The organism is Campylobacter upsaliensis (assembly GCF_900637395.1).
In the GTDB taxonomy this organism is placed as follows: domain Bacteria; phylum Campylobacterota; class Campylobacteria; order Campylobacterales; family Campylobacteraceae; genus Campylobacter_D; species Campylobacter_D upsaliensis.
The window spans coordinates 162,410-178,391 of the sequence record NZ_LR134372.1 but is presented as its reverse complement, the minus strand read 5'-3'; the positions used below and the strand labels follow the sequence as shown (position 1 = coordinate 178,391).

Here is a 15,982-nt window from a genome sequence, read left to right as displayed (position 1 = left end):
AGCCGTCATTGCGAGAGTTTGTTAAAAACTCGTGGCAATCTATAACTTGCCGTTCTTAGCAATGTCAGCACAAACGCCTATTTAAGCTCGTTTTTAAGCTTAAATTCCCCAAATTCATTTTGATAAAAAAGCTCTCTATTATAGTGCTTTTCTATGATTTGCCAAAATTTTGTTTTTGAAATGCCTACGAAGTTACAAAAATCCTCCACGCAACGATTATCTAAATTATGATCCCTTTTTTTGACGATTTCTACCGCTTCCTCACGGCTTAATAATCCATACCTCACAAAACGCGCCGCATAATCACTACTCATAGCGTGTCCAAATTTAGGATATTTCATCCAAGAATGCACAATATAAGCCACGCTATCGACTTGGTCAAAACACTCTGCCGTGTGCGTTCTATCCCACTCACCCTGCAAATCACAAAAACCACGCTTTTTCGCAAAAATATAATTTTGATAGGAATTCCACTTTATAAAATAACTCAAATATATAGGCTCAAGCTTAGCTAAATCGTCCTTGCTAGGGTCGAAGAAAAGCTGTAAATTTTCCTCTCTTACCTCATCATCTAAAAACTCATTTAAGTCCATATCACTTGCTACGCCGTTTAAAAATATCCCCTTAGCGCTAGGCGTTTCTACAGCGTCCCCTCCGCCGTATTCATAGCTTACATTTTCCCCATACACAAGCAAGGGTGTATTAAATTTCAAAGCCATACCAAAAGGATAGCTATAAATGAGGCGGTCGATAAACCAAGTCGGTTTGCCATATTTTTCAAAGGTTTTTAACATCACCCTTTTTTGCGTTTTAATGTCAGGCTTAAGCGTGATGAGATGACAGCCAAATTCCTCGCTAATATTTCGCAGATTTTTCTTCCCTGCCTCTGTCATAGTGAAATTATCCTCCACACTAAAAAGCACAGGATTCATACCAAGCTTTTCCTTCATAATATGCACTTGAAAATGACTATCTTTGCCTCCGCTCACAGCGATGGCACAATCATACTCAAATTTACCATTACGGCGGCGATGCTTATCGCAAAGGGCTTCAAGCTCTTTAAACCTTGCTTTATAGTCGATTTTATCTTTATTTTGATGATTGATACAAGCAGAGCAGATATTTTTGCCTTTTTCATCAAGGCTAAATTTAATCCCCGGACGCGTATCTGGCATAACGCAGTAATCACAATATCGCATTTTAATCCTTTTTGAAATTTAAAGCTAAATCGGCACAGCTAGAAAAAACTCAACCCCCCCCCCCCCCCCCGCACAAGAGCGGTATTTTAAAAACAAAGCATTTTTGCTTCCCTCGCATAATTTTTCATAATTAAGAGTGTCAAATACAAGTCCGCCTATACTAAAATGCGTCCAAAGGGTTGAAAAACGACTTTTAAAATAATATAAATTATCATCATCTTTCACGCCCCCACCCAAAAGCACGAATTTAACGCCCTTTTTCACGCAAAACTCAAAGAAAAAATCAAGCAAAGCTGCATTTGCATTTCTTTCATTACAATTTGCACTAAGATGATAGTAGGCAAATTCCTCTCCCACAAAAAAACTCGCAAAAGCTAGAATTTCTCCCTCAAATTTAGCCCTTAAAACGACATTTTGCTTAAAAGTAAAAAGCGTGTCAAAATATTTTTGCTCGAAAAAATAGAAGCTATCCGCCCTATTTCTTTGCATCGTTTTTTCATAAAGCTTGTAAAAATCCTTAGAAAAACTTTTATCACAAAAAGAAATTTCAAGCTCTTTTCGTGCCTTTTTCACATAGCTTAAAATGCGCGGGGAGTAGTCTTTTCTAAGGCTTGTAAAATCTTGATTACAATTGATTAAAACGATTTTTCTTTCTTTTTTAAAAAAGTCTAAATTCGCCTCATAAAAGCTTAAATTTGTATCAAAGGGGTGAAGCCTTAGAAAAAAGGCGATGATATTTTCACTCAAAGCCTTTTGCTTAAGGCTTTCTAGGGCTTGTTTTAAAAAGCTTTCATCGTTAGAATTGCTATAAAAACCACTATAACCATAAGGACTTTGCAGGTCAAAAAAAGGCGTGTTTGGAATTTGCTTTTTAATGGCTATAGTTTTAAAAAATGCTCCATTTTTCTCAAAACTAAATTCAAATACCTCCCCATAAAGCCTGGCATACTCTTTACTAAAATAAAGATCCTCGCTAAAATTCCCGCTTTTTTCTCCTAGAAAAGCATCAAGACTTATCTTACTCATTTTCCAAAGTTCCTTTTTGTTGAAGGAAGAGTTACCCCCCCCCCCCCCCCCCCGTGTGTCAAAAAAACTTCCCAAAGCCACTTCTCCTTTATAATGCGTTATCCTTAAAGCTCCGTCTTTTGTGCAAACGATAAAGCCCTCATCATTTACACTTACAATCTCTCCAACAGCACCCTTAAATTCTTGCTTTAAAATTTCACTCTTATAAAGCTTAATTAAAACGCCGTTTATAAAGGCTGAAGCACCTAAATTTGGAGCATTTAAGGCACGGATAAAATTAAAAAGTTCCCTCGTGCTTAAAGTCCAGTCAATTCTCTCATCACCCTCAACGCGGCGTTTGCAAACAAAGCCTCGTTGCGAATATGCCCTAACAGGCGGGTTTAAAAATAAAAGCACCGCCTCATAAAGCAAAGTGCCACACGCCTTATAAGCCCTCTTTAAAAGCGTGCTATAATCATCTTCATCGCTAATACTAAAGCTTTTTTGCAAGATAATATCACCCGTATCCACACCACTATCTACAAAATGCACACTCACGCCAAATTCTTTTTCATCGTTGATTAAAACCCAGTTTAGATTATTACGCCCACGATAAAAGGGGAGTTTGCTCGCGTGGCAATTAATGATTTTACCCTCAAAAGCATTTAAAATCCGCTCTTTAAAAATTTGGTCAAAACTCATCGATACAAGCAAATCAGGCGCAAAACTTTCAATAAGCCTTAAACTCTTTTCATTATTGATATCTTCGCACACAAAACAAGGCAGGTCAAATTTCCGTGCTAATTTTTGCAATTTCACATCTTTTTGCACTCTTAAAATGACAAAAGCCACTTTTAATCTTTCATCACTTAAGAATTTCAAAAGAGCAAATCTTGCCCATTTTCCATCGCCTAAATATCCTATAACAAGGGGTTTTACCCCCCCCCCCCCCCCGTGTGTTAAGCATTTTTAAGCCCCTCAAAAATTAAGATTTTATCAAGAACTACGCCCTCATTTTCTAAAATTTGAGTGCTAAGGCTAAGGCATTTTAAATTTTCGTGTGCATAAAGCTCTTTAAGACTTAGCTCATCGTCAAAGCGTAATAAACCCAAATGCGTATAAATTCCTTCTTTTGGTTCAAAAAAATCGCCCCTACCCTCTTCATAACCCAAAAGCCCTTTCGCTAAAGTAAGGGAGAAAAATTTACCTCCCACCTTAAGCTTTTTAAAGGATTTTAAGAAAATTTGACGCGTTTTCTCCCTATCATTACAACATAAACTTGCCACATCAATCACCGCATCAAAGCTTTCATCTTTAAAATTATCAAGCTTTTCTAAATAATCGCCTATTTCAATTTGTTCTATTTGTGTGCTTAAATTTTCATCTTTAAGTCTTGCCTTAAAACGCTCTACTCCTGTTTTACTCCACTCTATGCCACTGACTTTAAAGCCCTCTCTAGCACAAAACCATAAATTTGCACCAGTGCCAAGTCCTAGTTCTAAAATTTTAATCGTGTTTCTGTCTTTTGTATTATAAAAATTCCTAGCGATAAAGCGGATCACACTTTCGCTTGGGTATTTACCCCACTCTTTTTTAGAAAAGATTTCTTCCCATAAAACACTTCTATTCATAACGCTCTCCCTCGATGATGTAAAGCTCATTTAGTTGTTTTTCTAAGTCTTTTTGGATATGGATTTTAATACTTGTGATTTTATAACCCTCCCCCTCATAAAGCTTTCTTAAATCCCCCTCATCGCAGTATCTTATCACGCCTGTAAAGGCATCACTACCGCTAACAGGCTTTACCAAATGATAGCCTAAATTTGCCTCCTCTTTAAAGCCCTCATTATAAAGACTAGGGGTTAGAGAGAAAAATTTACCACCTATTTTAAGTTTTTTCATCGCTTTTTTTATAATTTGCTTCGTTTTTTCAAAATCATTATAAGCTAGAGAATAGCTATCCATCCACGCGTCAAAGCTTTCATCTTTAAAATTATCAAGCTTTTCTAAATAATCTCCTATTTCAATTTGTTCTATTTGTGTGCTTAACTTTTCTTCTTTAAGTCTTGCTTTAAAACGCTCTACTCCTGTCTTACTCCACTCTATGCCACTGACTTTAAAGCCCTCTCTAGCACAAAACCATAAATTTGCACCAGTGCCAAGTCCTAGTTCTAAAATTTTAATCGTGTTTCTGTCTTTTGTATTATAAAAATTCCTAGCGATAAAGCGGATCACACTTTCGCTTGGGTATTTACCCCATTCTTTTTTAGAAAAGATTTCTTCCCAAATTTGCTCATTTGAGCCTTGATTACTCGAAACTTCTTTATTGTCTGCGTAAATTTTCATCATTTTCCTTTAAATGCGATGTGTTATCTTAACATAAGATTATAAATTAATATTATTTGATTATAATACTACAAATTTAAATCATAAGGAAAACTCAATGTTTGAAGTTGTGATAGGGCTAGAGGTGCATGCCCAGCTTAATACCAAAACGAAGATTTTTTGCTCTTGTGCTACTTCCTTTGGCGAAGAGCCTAATACTAATGTCTGTCCCACTTGCCTAGCCTTGCCCGGTGCCTTACCTGTGCTAAATGAAGAGGCGGTAAAAAAAGCCGTATCCTTTGGTAAAGCCATTAATGCGACAATTCATCAAAAAAGCGTTTTTAACCGCAAAAATTATTTTTATCCGGACTTACCAAAGGCTTATCAAATTTCGCAATTTGACATACCCATCGTTGAAGGAGGGGAGCTTTTTATCACTATAAATGACACACAAAAACGCATAGGCATTACAAGGGCGCATTTAGAAGAAGATGCGGGGAAAAATATCCACGAGGCAAATTTTTCTAAGGTCGATTTAAACCGCTCTGGCACGCCCTTGCTTGAGATAGTAAGTGAGCCTGAGCTTAGAAGTAGCGATGAAGCGGTGGCTTATCTTAAAAAACTGCACTCCATTATACGCTTTTTAGATATTTCAGACGCTAATATGCAAGAGGGTAGCTTTCGCTGCGATGCAAATGTAAGCATACGCCCAAAAGGCGACACAAAGCTTTATACGAGGGTAGAGATTAAAAATCTTAATTCTTTTCGCTTTATCCAAAAGGCGATTGATTATGAGGTGGAAAGACAAAGCAGAGCGTGGGAGGACGGCACTTATGAGGAAGAAGTCGTGCAAGAAACAAGACTATTTGATACAACTAAGCTCATCACGCGTTCGATGAGAGGTAAAGAGGAGGCGGCAGAGTATCGTTATTTCCCAGACCCTGACCTTTTGCCTGTGCTTTTAAAAGAGGAGTTTTTAACTTTAAGCATACCCGAACTTCCTGATGAGAAAAAAACGCGTTATATGCGTGAGTTTGGCATTAAAGAAAGCGATGCAGAGGTGCTAATAAGCTCCCTTGAAATGAGTCGTTTTTTTGAATATTTATGCGGACAAAATTTAAATCCTAAACTTTGCGTAACTTGGCTTACAACCGAGCTTATGGGACTTTTAAAGGGTGATTTAACCATAGAAAATTCTCCTGTCAATGCACAAAAACTAAGCGTTTTAATAAAACGCATTGAAGAAGGAGAAATCAGTGCTAAAGCGGCTAAAGATGTTTTAGCCTTTGTATTTGAAAATGTGGAAGTGGAAATTGACGCTGCGATTGAGAAATTAGGGCTTAAACAAATCAGCGATGATGGGGCTATTGAAGCGGTAATTACACAAATTTTAGAAGCAAATGCTAATAAGGTCGCTGAGTATAAAAGCGGTAAAGATAAGCTTTTTGGCTTTTTTGTAGGACAGGTGATGAAAGAGGGTAAGGGTGCGTTTAATCCTGCTAAGGTCAATGAGCTTTTAAAAGCGAAACTTACTTAAAGGATAAAAATGAAAAAGCTAGAATTACGCATTTTTCGCTTTGATAAAGAGTTAGATTATGAGAGCTATTATAAACCTTATATTTATGAGAATTATGAAAATTTTTTAAAGCTTTATGATTTACTTTTGCAAGTGCAAGATGATGATATTTATTTTAAATTTGATGAAAATGAAAACTCTTATGTAAAAATTAATAATGTCCCAGTTCCTCTTTCTACGCCTTTAGAGGATATTTTGCTGCGATTTGGCTTAAAACTTAGCATAGAGCCACTTAGCACAAAAAGAGCTTATAAAGATTTGCTGTTTGATAAAAGCGATTTTTGGGAGAAATTTACACTTTTAGCACCCTTTTGCGATGAAGAGGATAAAAGGCTTTATGGGAATTTGGAGCATTTTTATTACGCAGATGAGCTTTTAGAATTTCATAGTGAATTTATGGGTAATGCCCTATTTTACCTTGCCTTTAAGATAATAGAAAAAGACTCTAGCAAAAAAGAGGCTATTTTGAAAATTTTATGCGATAAAGAAAGGGGGATTTTTTATCATCTTAAAAGCCCTTTTGATGAACTTGAAAACGCTATAAAATGGCTTTGTGAGGAAATTTTAAAACAAGGTCTATTTGATAAAAATTTACTTTGCTTCAAAAAAGAAAATGAAGGTCTTCCAAATTTTAAAGAACACTTGAAACATAATTTTTCAAATTTCAACATCGCTTGTTACAATTTTGACTTAGATGACTCTTTAAAAGCTAAATTAAAAGCTCGCTTCATTGCATTTGAAAAAGCTTATCAAAATAATGGCTTTTCGCTTTTAAAACTCAACGAAGATTTAACTTACAAAATGGCAAGTGAGATTATTTTAGACGCTTATGATAGTGGGGCGGACTTTTTATTAGTCAATAATACGGATGATTTTTTTCTCTTTGATACTTGTGCGAAAAAATTAATGCAAAGTTGCGGAAGAGAATTTGATGATTTTTATGTTTTAAGCCTTAAGGAATTTGAGCTTTTAACGCAAGGGACTAAGCCTCAAAGCCTTAAAAACCACTCTTTAAAGGTCGATTTAATATGAAAATTTCTTTAGAATTTAAAGATTTACTTTTAGAAAGAACTTTGGAATTATTTTTAAAAGAGCATTTGGTGATGAAAAAAGATTGCAATTTTATCATTAGTGATACTAAAATTTCAAGCTCTAAGCCACTTTTCATCATAGCAAAAAACTCGCCTTTTTTATCCACACCTTTTAGCAAGGAAAAGCTTTTGGCGAGTTTAGAAGAATTTGATACCGCCTTAGAGCTTGCCACACAAAAACGCGTAGAAGAGGAAAAAAGAAAGCTTGAAGCAAAAATTGATCATATCGCCAACGAATTTAAAAAAGATTATCAAGATAAAATCGATATGGCGATTTTAGAGCTTAAAAATAAACTCGTCAAAGCCTTAGTTAATGAGTAAAAGCTTTCAAAAACTCTACACCGCCATAGAAAGCGGTCGATTTAAAGGCAAAAAACTACTTTTACCAAGCCTTGAAAAAACAAGAAGCACCAAAAGCATAGTAAAAGCTTGCGTTTTTAATGTCTTAAGAGAGAATTTAAGAGGGAAAATTTTCATTGAAGCCTTTGGTGGAAGTGCTTTAATGGCTGCTGAAGCTTTAAGCAATTATGCCTTAAAAGCTTATGCGATCGAACTCGACAAAAACGCCTTTAAAATCGCCTCGCAAAATGCCAAAAGCCTTGAAATAGAGCTTGAAATTCTAAACGGAGATAGCTTTTTACTTTTGCCAGAGCTTTTAAAAAGTCTTAATAAACCTGTTATTTTATATTTTGACCCACCTTTTAATATACGCGAAGGATTTAGCGGAATTTATGATAAGATTTATCATTTTTTACAAAAACTTGATTTAAGTGGGGTAGAGCGTATCATCTTAGAACATCAAAGCAAGGCTGAAACGCCTGAAAATATAGCGAATTTCACAAAAACAAAATTAAAAAAATTCGGTGCTACAAGCTTAAGTTTTTATGAAATTTTAAGCTAAATTCCTTTTATTTTGATAATAAAATTCAAAATTTATTCAGTTTTTTATAATATAATAATTATTATCAAAATATAAAAAAGGAAACACAATGTCAGTTTTAGTCATAGGCGCAGATGAAATAACGCCCATTCGAGCAGTTTTACAAGATTTAGGTGCTAAAAAAATCGTGCATTGGGATGCAAGAAATGAAAACAGAGTCAATAAAAAGCCTATCCCAAACGACACACAATGCGTAGTTATGCTCACAAGCTTTCTCAACCACAACACAATGAAAAAAATCAAAACCGAAGCAAAAAAGCGTAAAATTCCCTTAGTATGCGCTAAAAGAAGCGTAAGTTGCGTATATTGTGAGTATTGCAAAATTTTTAAACTAGATAAGGAATTTTCTTGCTCTAAATACTAACAAATAAAACTTTTTTTGTATGATTTAGCAAAACTATGCTAAAATTAACAGATATTAAATTTCAAGGAGAACAAATGGCAGTAGCAGTAATTTACGGAAGTGCTATGGGAAACACTGAAAGTGCGGCAAACATCATAGCTGATAAACTTGGCATTAGCGATGTTTTAAATATAGCGGACATTAATGCAGACAAAATCAATTCTTACGACAAGCTTATTTGCGGAACTTCGACTTGGGGAAGTGGCGATTTGCAAGATGACTGGGATGGCTTTGACTTTTCAGGATTAAGCCTTAGCGGTAAGGTTGTAGCAGTCTTTGGTATGGGTGATAGCGAAAGCTATTCGGATACTTATTGTGGTGGTATGGGAAAATTAGCGCAAAATTTAAAAGATGCTGGTGCAACTTTAGTTGGCGAAGTTTCCACAGATGGCTACAATTTTGAATCTAGCGATGCGGTCGTTGATGGTAAATTTGTTGGACTAGCTTTAGATAACGACAATCAAGAAGATCAAACCGAAGCAAGAATAGACGCTTGGATCGCACAAATCAAACCTCAATTTTCTTAATCTCAAGCCCTCTTTAAGAGGGTTTTTTCACAGACAATTAAATATTCTTTGTTATAATCTTTTTGCAAATTTGTAGAGGAAATATGATGAAAAAAATGATTTTAATCGCAGGTCCTTGCGTGATAGAAAGCGAGGAGCTTGTCTTTAGCGTAGCAGAAGCTTTACAAGAATTCAATGAAAATGACAAAATCGACTTTTATTTTAAATCGAGCTTTGATAAAGCAAATCGCACGAGCATAAGTTCTTTTCGTGGTCCCGGACTTGAAAGAGGCTTAGAAATTTTACAAAAAGTTAAAGATAAATTTAAAATGCAAATTTTAACAGACATTCACGAAAGTCATCAAGCAAAAAGAGCAAGTGAAGTCGCTGATGTGCTTCAAATCCCTGCTTTTTTATGTCGTCAAACGGACCTGCTTGTCGCCGTAGCAAAAACTCCCGCAAAAATCAATATTAAAAAAGGGCAGTTTCTCACACCAAGCGACATACAATATAGCATTAAAAAAGTGCTTCAAACGCGTGGAATTAAGGAACAAGGCTATGAGATAGCGGAGAAAAATGGTGTTTTTGTGGCAGAGAGGGGAAGTAGCTTTGGCTATGGAAATTTGGTTGTTGATATGCGTTCTTTAGTGATTATGCGTGAATTTGCACCTGTCATTTTTGACGCTACTCATAGTGTGCAAATGCCAGGAGCCGCAGGAGGTAGTAGTGGCGGAAAGAGTGAATTTGTCGAGCCTTTAGCAAGGGCGGCGGCGGCTGTTGGGGTTGATGGCTTTTTCTTTGAAACGCACATTAATCCTTGCGAGGCTTTATGCGATGGGGCAAATATGCTAAATATCAAGCGACTAAAAGACTGCGTTAGCACACTTTTAAAAATACAAGAAATCATATAAGGAAAAATTATGCAAATTTTAGAGGGAAAACTCCATTTAAGAGGCGATGAAAAAATTGCAATCATCAATTCAAGATTTAATCACATCATCACAGACCGCTTAGTCGAGGGTGCTAAAGACGCCTTTTTAAGACACGGAGGAAAAGAGGAAAATTTAAGCCTTGTTTTAGTGCCGGGTGCTTTTGAAGTGCCTTTTGCGCTTAAAGTGGCGATTGAAAGTAAGAAATTTGATGCGATTTGTTGCTTAGGTGCGGTGATAAGAGGCTCAACGCCCCATTTTGACTATGTTTCGGCTGAAACAACTAAGGGCATTGCAAATATAAGTTTAAAATATAATGTGCCTGTGAGTTTTGGCGTTTTAACCACAGATACCTTAGAACAAGCCATAGAAAGAGCAGGCTCAAAAGCTGGAAATAAGGGATTTGAAGCTATGACTAGCCTCATAGAAATGCTTGGACTCACTCACATTTTAAAGGCTTAAAATGGCTAGCAGACATCAAGCAAGACAAAGTGTGATTTCTCTGCTTTATGCCCTAGAATTAAATGGTAAAAATGACAATTTCATCACGGAATTTTTACAAGAGAAAAAAATTCGCAATGAGGCGAAAAATTTCACACTAAGCTTATATAATGGTGTTTTAGAGCATTTGCAAAATTTAGATGAACACATCGATACCTTTTTAAATGAAAATAAAATTCATCAAATAGGACACATCGAAAGGGCGATTTTAAGGCTTGGGGCTTTTGAGCTTTTATACACAGAAACCTTAGGGGCTATTGTGATTAATGAGGCGGTAGAATTAGCAAAAGAAATGGCAAACGAAAACGCTCCAAAGCTTATCAACGGCGTTTTAGACGGCTTACAAAAGGCTAAAAAATGAAGCTTTGCGTAGCCTTAGATTTAGAAAACAAAGAGCGTTGTTTAGAGCTTGTAAGAGAGCTAAAAGACCTTGATATATGGCTTAAAATAGGACTTAGAGCCTATATAAGAGACGGCTTTAAATTCATAGAAGAGCTTAAAAAATTAAGCACACAGCCCCTTTTTTTAGACTTAAAAATTTATGATATCCCAAACACTATGAGCGATGCTTGTGAGGAGTGTGCGAAACTTGGGGTTAATATGATAAATCTTCACGCAAGTGCTGGGAAAAAGGCTATGCAAAGCGTTATGCAAAGATTAGCAAAAATGCAAAAACGCCCCTTAGTGCTTGGCGTTTCGGCTCTTACTAGCTTTGATGAGGAAGAGTTTTATAGCGTTTATAGGCAAAATTTACAAGAAGCAGTCATCAATTTTTCAAAACTTGCCTATGAAAGTGGGCTTGATGGTATGGTTTGCTCTGTGTTTGAAAGCCTGTTAATTAAGCAAAATACAAGCGAAAATTTTCTCACCCTTACCCCTGCTATTCGCCCCTTTAAAGAGGAAGCAAATGACCAAAAAAGAGTGGCAAATTTAGAAAGTGCAAAAGCAAATAAAAGCGATTTTATAGTCGTTGGGCGTCCTATTTATGAGGCTTTAAACCCTAAAGAAATTTGTGAAAAAATACTAACAAATCTATAAAGAAAGGAAAACAATGATAACCCCAGAAGATTTATACAAAAAAAGAAGAGCTTTTTTAAAGCTTGGAGCGGGGGCTTTGCTAAGTCCAGCTTTAATTGAAGCGAAACTTTTAGAGCTTAATTTCAAAGCCGATGAAAATCCTAATAATTTTAAACTAAGTGATGAAAAACTTGCGACTAGCTATGTAAATTTTTATGAATTTTCTGTTAATAAAAAAGAAGCAGTCGAACACGCGAAAAATTTCACAACAAAAAATTGGGAAGTTAGCATAGAAGGAGAGATTGAAAAGCCTTTAAAGCTTAGTATGGAGGACTTTTTAGCCTTTCCTTTGGAGGAGAGGATTTACCGCTTTAGGTGCGTTGAAACTTGGTCTATGGTCGTTCCTTGGGTGGGTTTTGAGTTAAGGCATTTAATAGATAAGGTCAAGCCCACAAGTGAGGCGAAATTTATTAAATTTACCACGCTTTTTGATAAAAGCCGCTTTCCTGACCAAAACGCCTTTTTTCCAACGCTTAAATATCCCTATGTTGAGGGTTTAAGACTTGATGAGGCGATGAATCCTTTAAGCATTTTAGCCGTAGGTATGTATAAAAAGCCTCTTCTCGCACAAAATGGCGCACCTATACGCCTTGTCGTGCCTTGGAAATATGGTTTTAAGAGCATTAAATCCATAGTCAAAATAGAATTTGTCAAAGAACAGCCTGTTAGCACTTGGCAAGCTTACGCACCTGATGAATACGGCTTTTATGCTAATGTCAATCCAGCAGTCTCTCATCCTAGATGGTCGCAAGCCGATGAAAGAGCCTTAGGAGAGTTTTTCACCAAACCTACGCTTTTATTTAACGGCTATGAAAAAGAGGTCGCGCATTTATATGCAGGTATGGATTTAAGGGCAAATTTTTGAAGCGTTTAAAAGCTAAATTTTATAAAAATTTGGCTTTTATCATTTTTATTTTAAGCCTTATTTTTACCACTTATGCAGCGGTTTATAATGTCTTTTTTGTGGGCTTTGATTTAATTAAAGAGCTTTATTTTTATACAGGCATTTTTGCACTTGTATTTTTACATTTAAGCATTATTTTTTCTCTTTTTAAATTTAAGCCTACAAAAACCTATCCAAAATTATTAGGACTTTTTGGGGGGATTTGGGTTTTTTTACATTTTATTGTGTATTTTGTTTTTTCTAAAAATTTAAGCCTACTAAAACTTTATGATGACATTAGCAAAAGATTATTTGAGGGCAGTGGCTTTGTAGCCTTTGTCATTATTTTTTTGATGTTTTTAAGCTCTTTTAAAACCTTTAAAAAACTTGAAAATGTAAGAAAGCTTGGTTATTTATGTATAGTTATAGCGAGTTATCATTATTTTTTATCCGCAAAAGTTCCGCAGTTTTTTGAGTATCTTGCTTTAAGTCTTGCTTTGTTTTATTTTACCTTGCGTTATTTAAGAAGCTTTCTATTTTATATAAAAACAAATCAAATCTAAAAAACCTAAAATCAAACAAAAAAAAGTCAAAAAGCAAATAAAAACTCATAAGGACACAAGCCTTAGCTTATATCCTTTATCGTTAAAAAGTCTATGCAGTTAAAAAGTCTTATGCAGTCTTAAACTAGCAGTGTGTGATGTTGCACTTTCTCCAAAGAGGAATTTATAGCCTAAACTTACATCTACTCCATAAGGATTTATCCACATAAAAGCTCCCCCTAATTGTGAATAGTATTTTGATGTTTCAAAATGATTGGTAAAGTTTTGATTATTGATTTTAGTTTGGGTATCTATTTCATTATTAAGATTGACCCTTACACCTCCATCAAGCTGAATAGCAACATTATCTTTTCTTTTAAACCAATTCAAACTTGCTGTTGCATAAGTGATACCATAAGTCATATCATCTAAGCTTTCTTTATAGGCTAATTTATTCCCTTTCATATCAAAGCCTTTTAACTTAGCTCCTGTATGACCTATGCCTATTTGAGGAGTAAGATATTGGCTATGATCTTGTAAGTTATAATAAATAATAGAAGCTAAAAATACTCTAGCATCATAAGCATAGTTTTTTGCATCTCCTTGAGATTTAAAACCACTTACTGGTTCCCTTTCAAGATCTGCTTTAGTATAAGAGCCTCTTATATCCACTCCACCAAAAAGTTGTCCTATATGACTTTGAGCTAGTTCTATGCTATATTTTGAACCAAGTAAGAAAGTATCACTATCAAAATTAAAGACATCATCAGCTAAATGAGTCTTATTTTTCTCTACTGCTCCATAAAGCATTAATAAGCTATTATCAAAATATGTATGTCCTCCTGCTAAGATACCAGAGCTTGTTCCATCTGCTTTTTCTGGTATATCTGCTAAGTCTGTTTTAATCTTAGAATAATAAGGACGCACAAAGATATCAAAATTTGTATCAGGTTGGGTTCTTTTATATCTTAAAGAAGCACGACTTGCTTCATTTAAGAAAGAATCAAATAATAAAGAACGACGCCCTAATTGATTGATAAAGGCTTGAGAGAATAAACCTGCCGCACCAAGATTAGCATTAAAACGGGTGTCTATAGTTTGAGTTTGTGCATTAAATTTCCCATAAAAGCCACTTTGTTTAAGATCTTGTGAAAAGTCTGCACTTTTAACATAAACATTTCCAACTCCAGTATTAGCAGCACCTGATACTGAATTAGCTAAAGAAACACTTTTACCAATTTGTGTATCCTCACTCACTAAGGCTATGGTAAGTTTATCTATGGCTACTTTAGCTTGAGTGGTATTAGCATTATTTGTATCTACAAGCTTAACAGTTGCATAGGTTTCTTGTGCTGTGGTGGCTGTTCTTACTTCACCAAAATTTAAAGTAGGAGCAGCACCATTTGCTATTCTAAAGGTAGAAATTCCATTATTATAGCCTATATTCATATTATCATTAATATTAATCTTACCATTTCCACCTATTTCTATATTAGCAATTCTACCTTGCTGCATATTATTTAGTTCAAAATCACCTGAAGTAATTTTAAGATTTTCAATAGTGCCTTGTATGTTGTTTAGGGAGCCACCTTGAGTGGTAAAGAGGCTAATGTTTTGTTGAAGGTTATTAAAGCTTCCGCCTTCTTGTTTTAAAGAGCCTATCGTTCCACCTTGATAAGTAAAGTTTCCTCCTTTTTGAGTAAGAGTTTGTATAGTGCCTCCACTTTGCATTGTGTTTCCACTTTCTTGAGTGTAGGTTTGGATAGAGCCTGTGTTTGTTAGATTTCCTCCATCATTTGTAAAGGTGGTAATAGTGCCTGTGTTAGTAATACTATCTGTGCTAGCCTTTGTTTGGATAGCTTTTGTAGTAGGGGCTGCTTTGTAGGTTAGGGAAGTGATAGTTCCTGCGTTGGTGATGTTACCATTTGTGCTAGTGATAGTGTTGATAGAGGAATTTGCCATATTATTAATATTACCATTGGTATTAGTGATAGTGCCAGTTACACTTCCTTTAGCTTTGGTAAAGGTGCCATTATCAATGGTAAGATTGGTAATGGTGCCTCCGTCTCCGTCACTATTTATCGTTCCGTTATCTTTTAAGCCTTGACGGAATTCCGTGCCATTTTTTATATGAAGCGTATTGATTGTGCCTGCGTATTGATAAAATTTACCTGCTGTAAGATTAACCGTTTGTATGCTTACGCCGTTAAAAAGCTGAGTGTCACCATTTGTGGAGTCTTGGTTGAGGGTGGTGATGGTTAGGGTGCCGCCACTTCCACCATTGATTTTAAAATTTATTCTTTTGGCATTATGATTGAGAGTAGTGATAGAGTTAGAGCCTGTTTTAATTTGAAATTCGATTTGTGTATTACCCTTCATATTAGCTTCTTTGATATTTACGGTATGAAGTCCAAAATTTTGCCATTTGATAGAACCAATACTTTTTATTGTAAGCTTATTCCAATCGGTTGTCCTATAATTCCAATTCAAAGCGCTAGAATTTTCGGCAAAATTAACCTTTGTGTATTCTTGGTCATATTTACAGATTGAATGGGAGCAACCTATCGAATCTCTTGGATTAATTCTTTGACTGTATTCTCTCTCTCGACTTTCACTTTGATAACTATAATGTGATTTTAAAAAATTGCTTTGTGGATTTTCCGGTTCTGTAACCTCTGCATCTGCTTGTAGGTTAGTAGCACAAGCTAAAGCAAAAATGCAGGCTAAAGATAAAAGAGGCTTTTTTAAGTCATACTCCCCCCCCCCCCCCGTGTGTGAGTTTGGTTGAAATTTTTGCATATTAAACCTTTCATAAATGAGATAAAAATAATCGTAATTATAAGGAAAAATTAACAAAAAGTAAAGAGAAATTCGAAAAATCGTTTTTTTTTTTTTTTGTAAAATGTGTAAAAATAGGAGTTGAGCGGAGAGGATCAAAATATAGTAAGCATTTTACAAAATAATCAAAGCAATTTAGAATTCTTGTATAGTATATGTTAGGAATA

At 35.3% G+C, this 15,982-nt stretch carries 16 protein-coding genes and 1 pseudogene; 12 read left to right on the top strand and 5 right to left on the bottom strand.

Going from position 1 to position 15,982, the window contains the following annotated elements; all coding sequences use genetic code 11:
* Nucleotides 1–77: 77 nt before the first annotated feature.
* The 4 genes from EL158_RS00920 to EL158_RS00900 all read right to left on the bottom strand — a co-directional run bounded on the left by EL158_RS00920 (nt 78) and on the right by EL158_RS00900 (nt 4,550).
* Nucleotides 78–1,199: an N-acetyl sugar amidotransferase gene (locus tag EL158_RS00920; protein WP_027304441.1), complete on the bottom strand. Its 1,122-nt coding sequence runs from the start codon at nt 1,197–1,199 to the stop codon at nt 78–80.
* A gap of 24 nt (nt 1,200–1,223) precedes the next feature.
* A complete protein-coding gene (locus tag EL158_RS08675; RefSeq protein WP_232008211.1) occupies nt 1,224–3,086 on the bottom strand; it encodes a methionyl-tRNA formyltransferase in 1,863 nt (620 codons plus the stop codon).
* A 77-nt stretch (nt 3,087–3,163) separates the two neighbouring features.
* The gene (locus EL158_RS00905; RefSeq protein ID WP_027304440.1) at nt 3,164–3,835 is read right to left on the bottom strand and encodes a class I SAM-dependent methyltransferase; all 672 of its coding nucleotides are present in this window, start codon (nt 3,833–3,835) and stop codon (nt 3,164–3,166) included.
* A complete protein-coding gene (locus EL158_RS00900; RefSeq protein ID WP_027304439.1) occupies nt 3,828–4,550 on the bottom strand; it encodes a class I SAM-dependent methyltransferase in 723 nt (240 codons plus the stop codon). The genes EL158_RS00905 and EL158_RS00900 overlap by 8 nt, the downstream gene beginning before the upstream one ends.
* Before the next feature lie 97 nt (nt 4,551–4,647).
* Between EL158_RS00900 and gatB the strand changes: the two genes are divergently transcribed.
* The 12 genes and pseudogenes from gatB to EL158_RS00840 all read left to right on the top strand — a co-directional run bounded on the left by gatB (nt 4,648) and on the right by EL158_RS00840 (nt 12,998).
* Nucleotides 4,648–6,066, top strand: coding sequence for an Asp-tRNA(Asn)/Glu-tRNA(Gln) amidotransferase subunit GatB (gene gatB, locus EL158_RS00895; protein WP_004276704.1), 1,419 nt, complete (start codon nt 4,648–4,650; stop codon nt 6,064–6,066).
* Between the two features lie 9 nt (nt 6,067–6,075).
* The gene (locus EL158_RS00890) at nt 6,076–7,137 is read left to right on the top strand and encodes an HdrB C-terminal domain-containing protein (RefSeq protein WP_027304438.1); all 1,062 of its coding nucleotides are present in this window, start codon (nt 6,076–6,078) and stop codon (nt 7,135–7,137) included.
* Nucleotides 7,134–7,517, top strand: a complete 384-nt coding sequence (locus EL158_RS00885; protein ID WP_027304437.1) for a hypothetical protein — start codon at nt 7,134–7,136, stop codon at nt 7,515–7,517. Before EL158_RS00890 ends, EL158_RS00885 begins: the two co-directional genes overlap by 4 nt.
* A pseudogene (locus EL158_RS00880) lies at nt 7,516–8,097 on the top strand (RsmD family RNA methyltransferase); the annotation flags it as partial. The gene EL158_RS00885 and the pseudogene EL158_RS00880, both read left to right, overlap by 2 nt.
* Before the next feature lie 88 nt (nt 8,098–8,185).
* Nucleotides 8,186–8,500 (top strand): DUF2325 domain-containing protein, encoded by a 315-nt coding sequence (locus EL158_RS00875; RefSeq protein ID WP_027304435.1) that lies wholly within the window; start codon nt 8,186–8,188, stop codon nt 8,498–8,500.
* 74 nt (nt 8,501–8,574) lie between these two features.
* The gene (gene fldA, locus EL158_RS00870) at nt 8,575–9,066 is read left to right on the top strand and encodes a flavodoxin FldA (RefSeq protein ID WP_027304434.1); all 492 of its coding nucleotides are present in this window, start codon (nt 8,575–8,577) and stop codon (nt 9,064–9,066) included.
* A gap of 86 nt (nt 9,067–9,152) precedes the next feature.
* The gene (kdsA, locus tag EL158_RS00865) at nt 9,153–9,956 is read left to right on the top strand and encodes a 3-deoxy-8-phosphooctulonate synthase (RefSeq protein ID WP_027304433.1); all 804 of its coding nucleotides are present in this window, start codon (nt 9,153–9,155) and stop codon (nt 9,954–9,956) included.
* A 9-nt stretch (nt 9,957–9,965) separates the two neighbouring features.
* Nucleotides 9,966–10,436, top strand: a complete 471-nt coding sequence (gene ribH, locus EL158_RS00860) for a 6,7-dimethyl-8-ribityllumazine synthase (RefSeq protein WP_027304432.1) — start codon at nt 9,966–9,968, stop codon at nt 10,434–10,436.
* 1 nt (nt 10,437) lies between these two features.
* A complete protein-coding gene (gene nusB / locus EL158_RS00855; RefSeq protein WP_027304431.1) occupies nt 10,438–10,836 on the top strand; it encodes a transcription antitermination factor NusB in 399 nt (132 codons plus the stop codon).
* Entirely contained in the window at nt 10,833–11,513 is a 681-nt protein-coding gene (gene pyrF, locus EL158_RS00850; protein WP_027304430.1) for an orotidine-5'-phosphate decarboxylase, read from the top strand. Before nusB ends, pyrF begins: the two co-directional genes overlap by 4 nt.
* A 13-nt stretch (nt 11,514–11,526) precedes the next feature.
* On the top strand, nt 11,527–12,417 hold the full coding sequence (gene msrP, locus EL158_RS00845) for a protein-methionine-sulfoxide reductase catalytic subunit MsrP (protein WP_027304429.1): 891 nt from the start codon (nt 11,527–11,529) through the stop codon (nt 12,415–12,417).
* Nucleotides 12,414–12,998, top strand: coding sequence for a ferric reductase-like transmembrane domain-containing protein (locus EL158_RS00840; RefSeq protein WP_027304428.1), 585 nt, complete (start codon nt 12,414–12,416; stop codon nt 12,996–12,998). Before msrP ends, EL158_RS00840 begins: the two co-directional genes overlap by 4 nt.
* Before the next feature lie 99 nt (nt 12,999–13,097).
* Here EL158_RS00840 and EL158_RS00835 read toward each other — a convergent pair whose 3' ends face one another.
* Entirely contained in the window at nt 13,098–15,776 is a 2,679-nt protein-coding gene (locus tag EL158_RS00835) for an autotransporter outer membrane beta-barrel domain-containing protein (RefSeq protein ID WP_126361365.1), read from the bottom strand.
* Nucleotides 15,777–15,982: the final 206 nt, after the last annotated feature.

Coding starts and splice junctions, on each gene's coding strand:
- gatB (WP_004276704.1), top strand. CDS start 4,648: ATGTTTGAAGTTGTGATAGGGCTAGAGGTGCATGCCCAGCTTAATACC.
- kdsA (WP_027304433.1), top strand. CDS start 9,153: ATGAAAAAAATGATTTTAATCGCAGGTCCTTGCGTGATAGAAAGCGAG.
- EL158_RS00875 (WP_027304435.1), top strand. CDS start 8,186: ATGTCAGTTTTAGTCATAGGCGCAGATGAAATAACGCCCATTCGAGCA.
- EL158_RS00905 (WP_027304440.1), bottom strand. CDS start 3,835: ATGAATAGAAGTGTTTTATGGGAAGAAATCTTTTCTAAAAAAGAGTGG.
- fldA (WP_027304434.1), top strand. CDS start 8,575: ATGGCAGTAGCAGTAATTTACGGAAGTGCTATGGGAAACACTGAAAGT.
- msrP (WP_027304429.1), top strand. CDS start 11,527: ATGATAACCCCAGAAGATTTATACAAAAAAAGAAGAGCTTTTTTAAAG.
- nusB (WP_027304431.1), top strand. CDS start 10,438: ATGGCTAGCAGACATCAAGCAAGACAAAGTGTGATTTCTCTGCTTTAT.
- EL158_RS00835 (WP_126361365.1), bottom strand. CDS start 15,776: ATGCAAAAATTTCAACCAAACTCACACACGGGGGGGGGGGGGGAGTAT.
- EL158_RS00885 (WP_027304437.1), top strand. CDS start 7,134: ATGAAAATTTCTTTAGAATTTAAAGATTTACTTTTAGAAAGAACTTTG.
- pyrF (WP_027304430.1), top strand. CDS start 10,833: ATGAAGCTTTGCGTAGCCTTAGATTTAGAAAACAAAGAGCGTTGTTTA.
- EL158_RS00900 (WP_027304439.1), bottom strand. CDS start 4,550: ATGAAAATTTACGCAGACAATAAAGAAGTTTCGAGTAATCAAGGCTCA.
- ribH (WP_027304432.1), top strand. CDS start 9,966: ATGCAAATTTTAGAGGGAAAACTCCATTTAAGAGGCGATGAAAAAATT.
- EL158_RS00890 (WP_027304438.1), top strand. CDS start 6,076: ATGAAAAAGCTAGAATTACGCATTTTTCGCTTTGATAAAGAGTTAGAT.
- EL158_RS00920 (WP_027304441.1), bottom strand. CDS start 1,199: ATGCGATATTGTGATTACTGCGTTATGCCAGATACGCGTCCGGGGATT.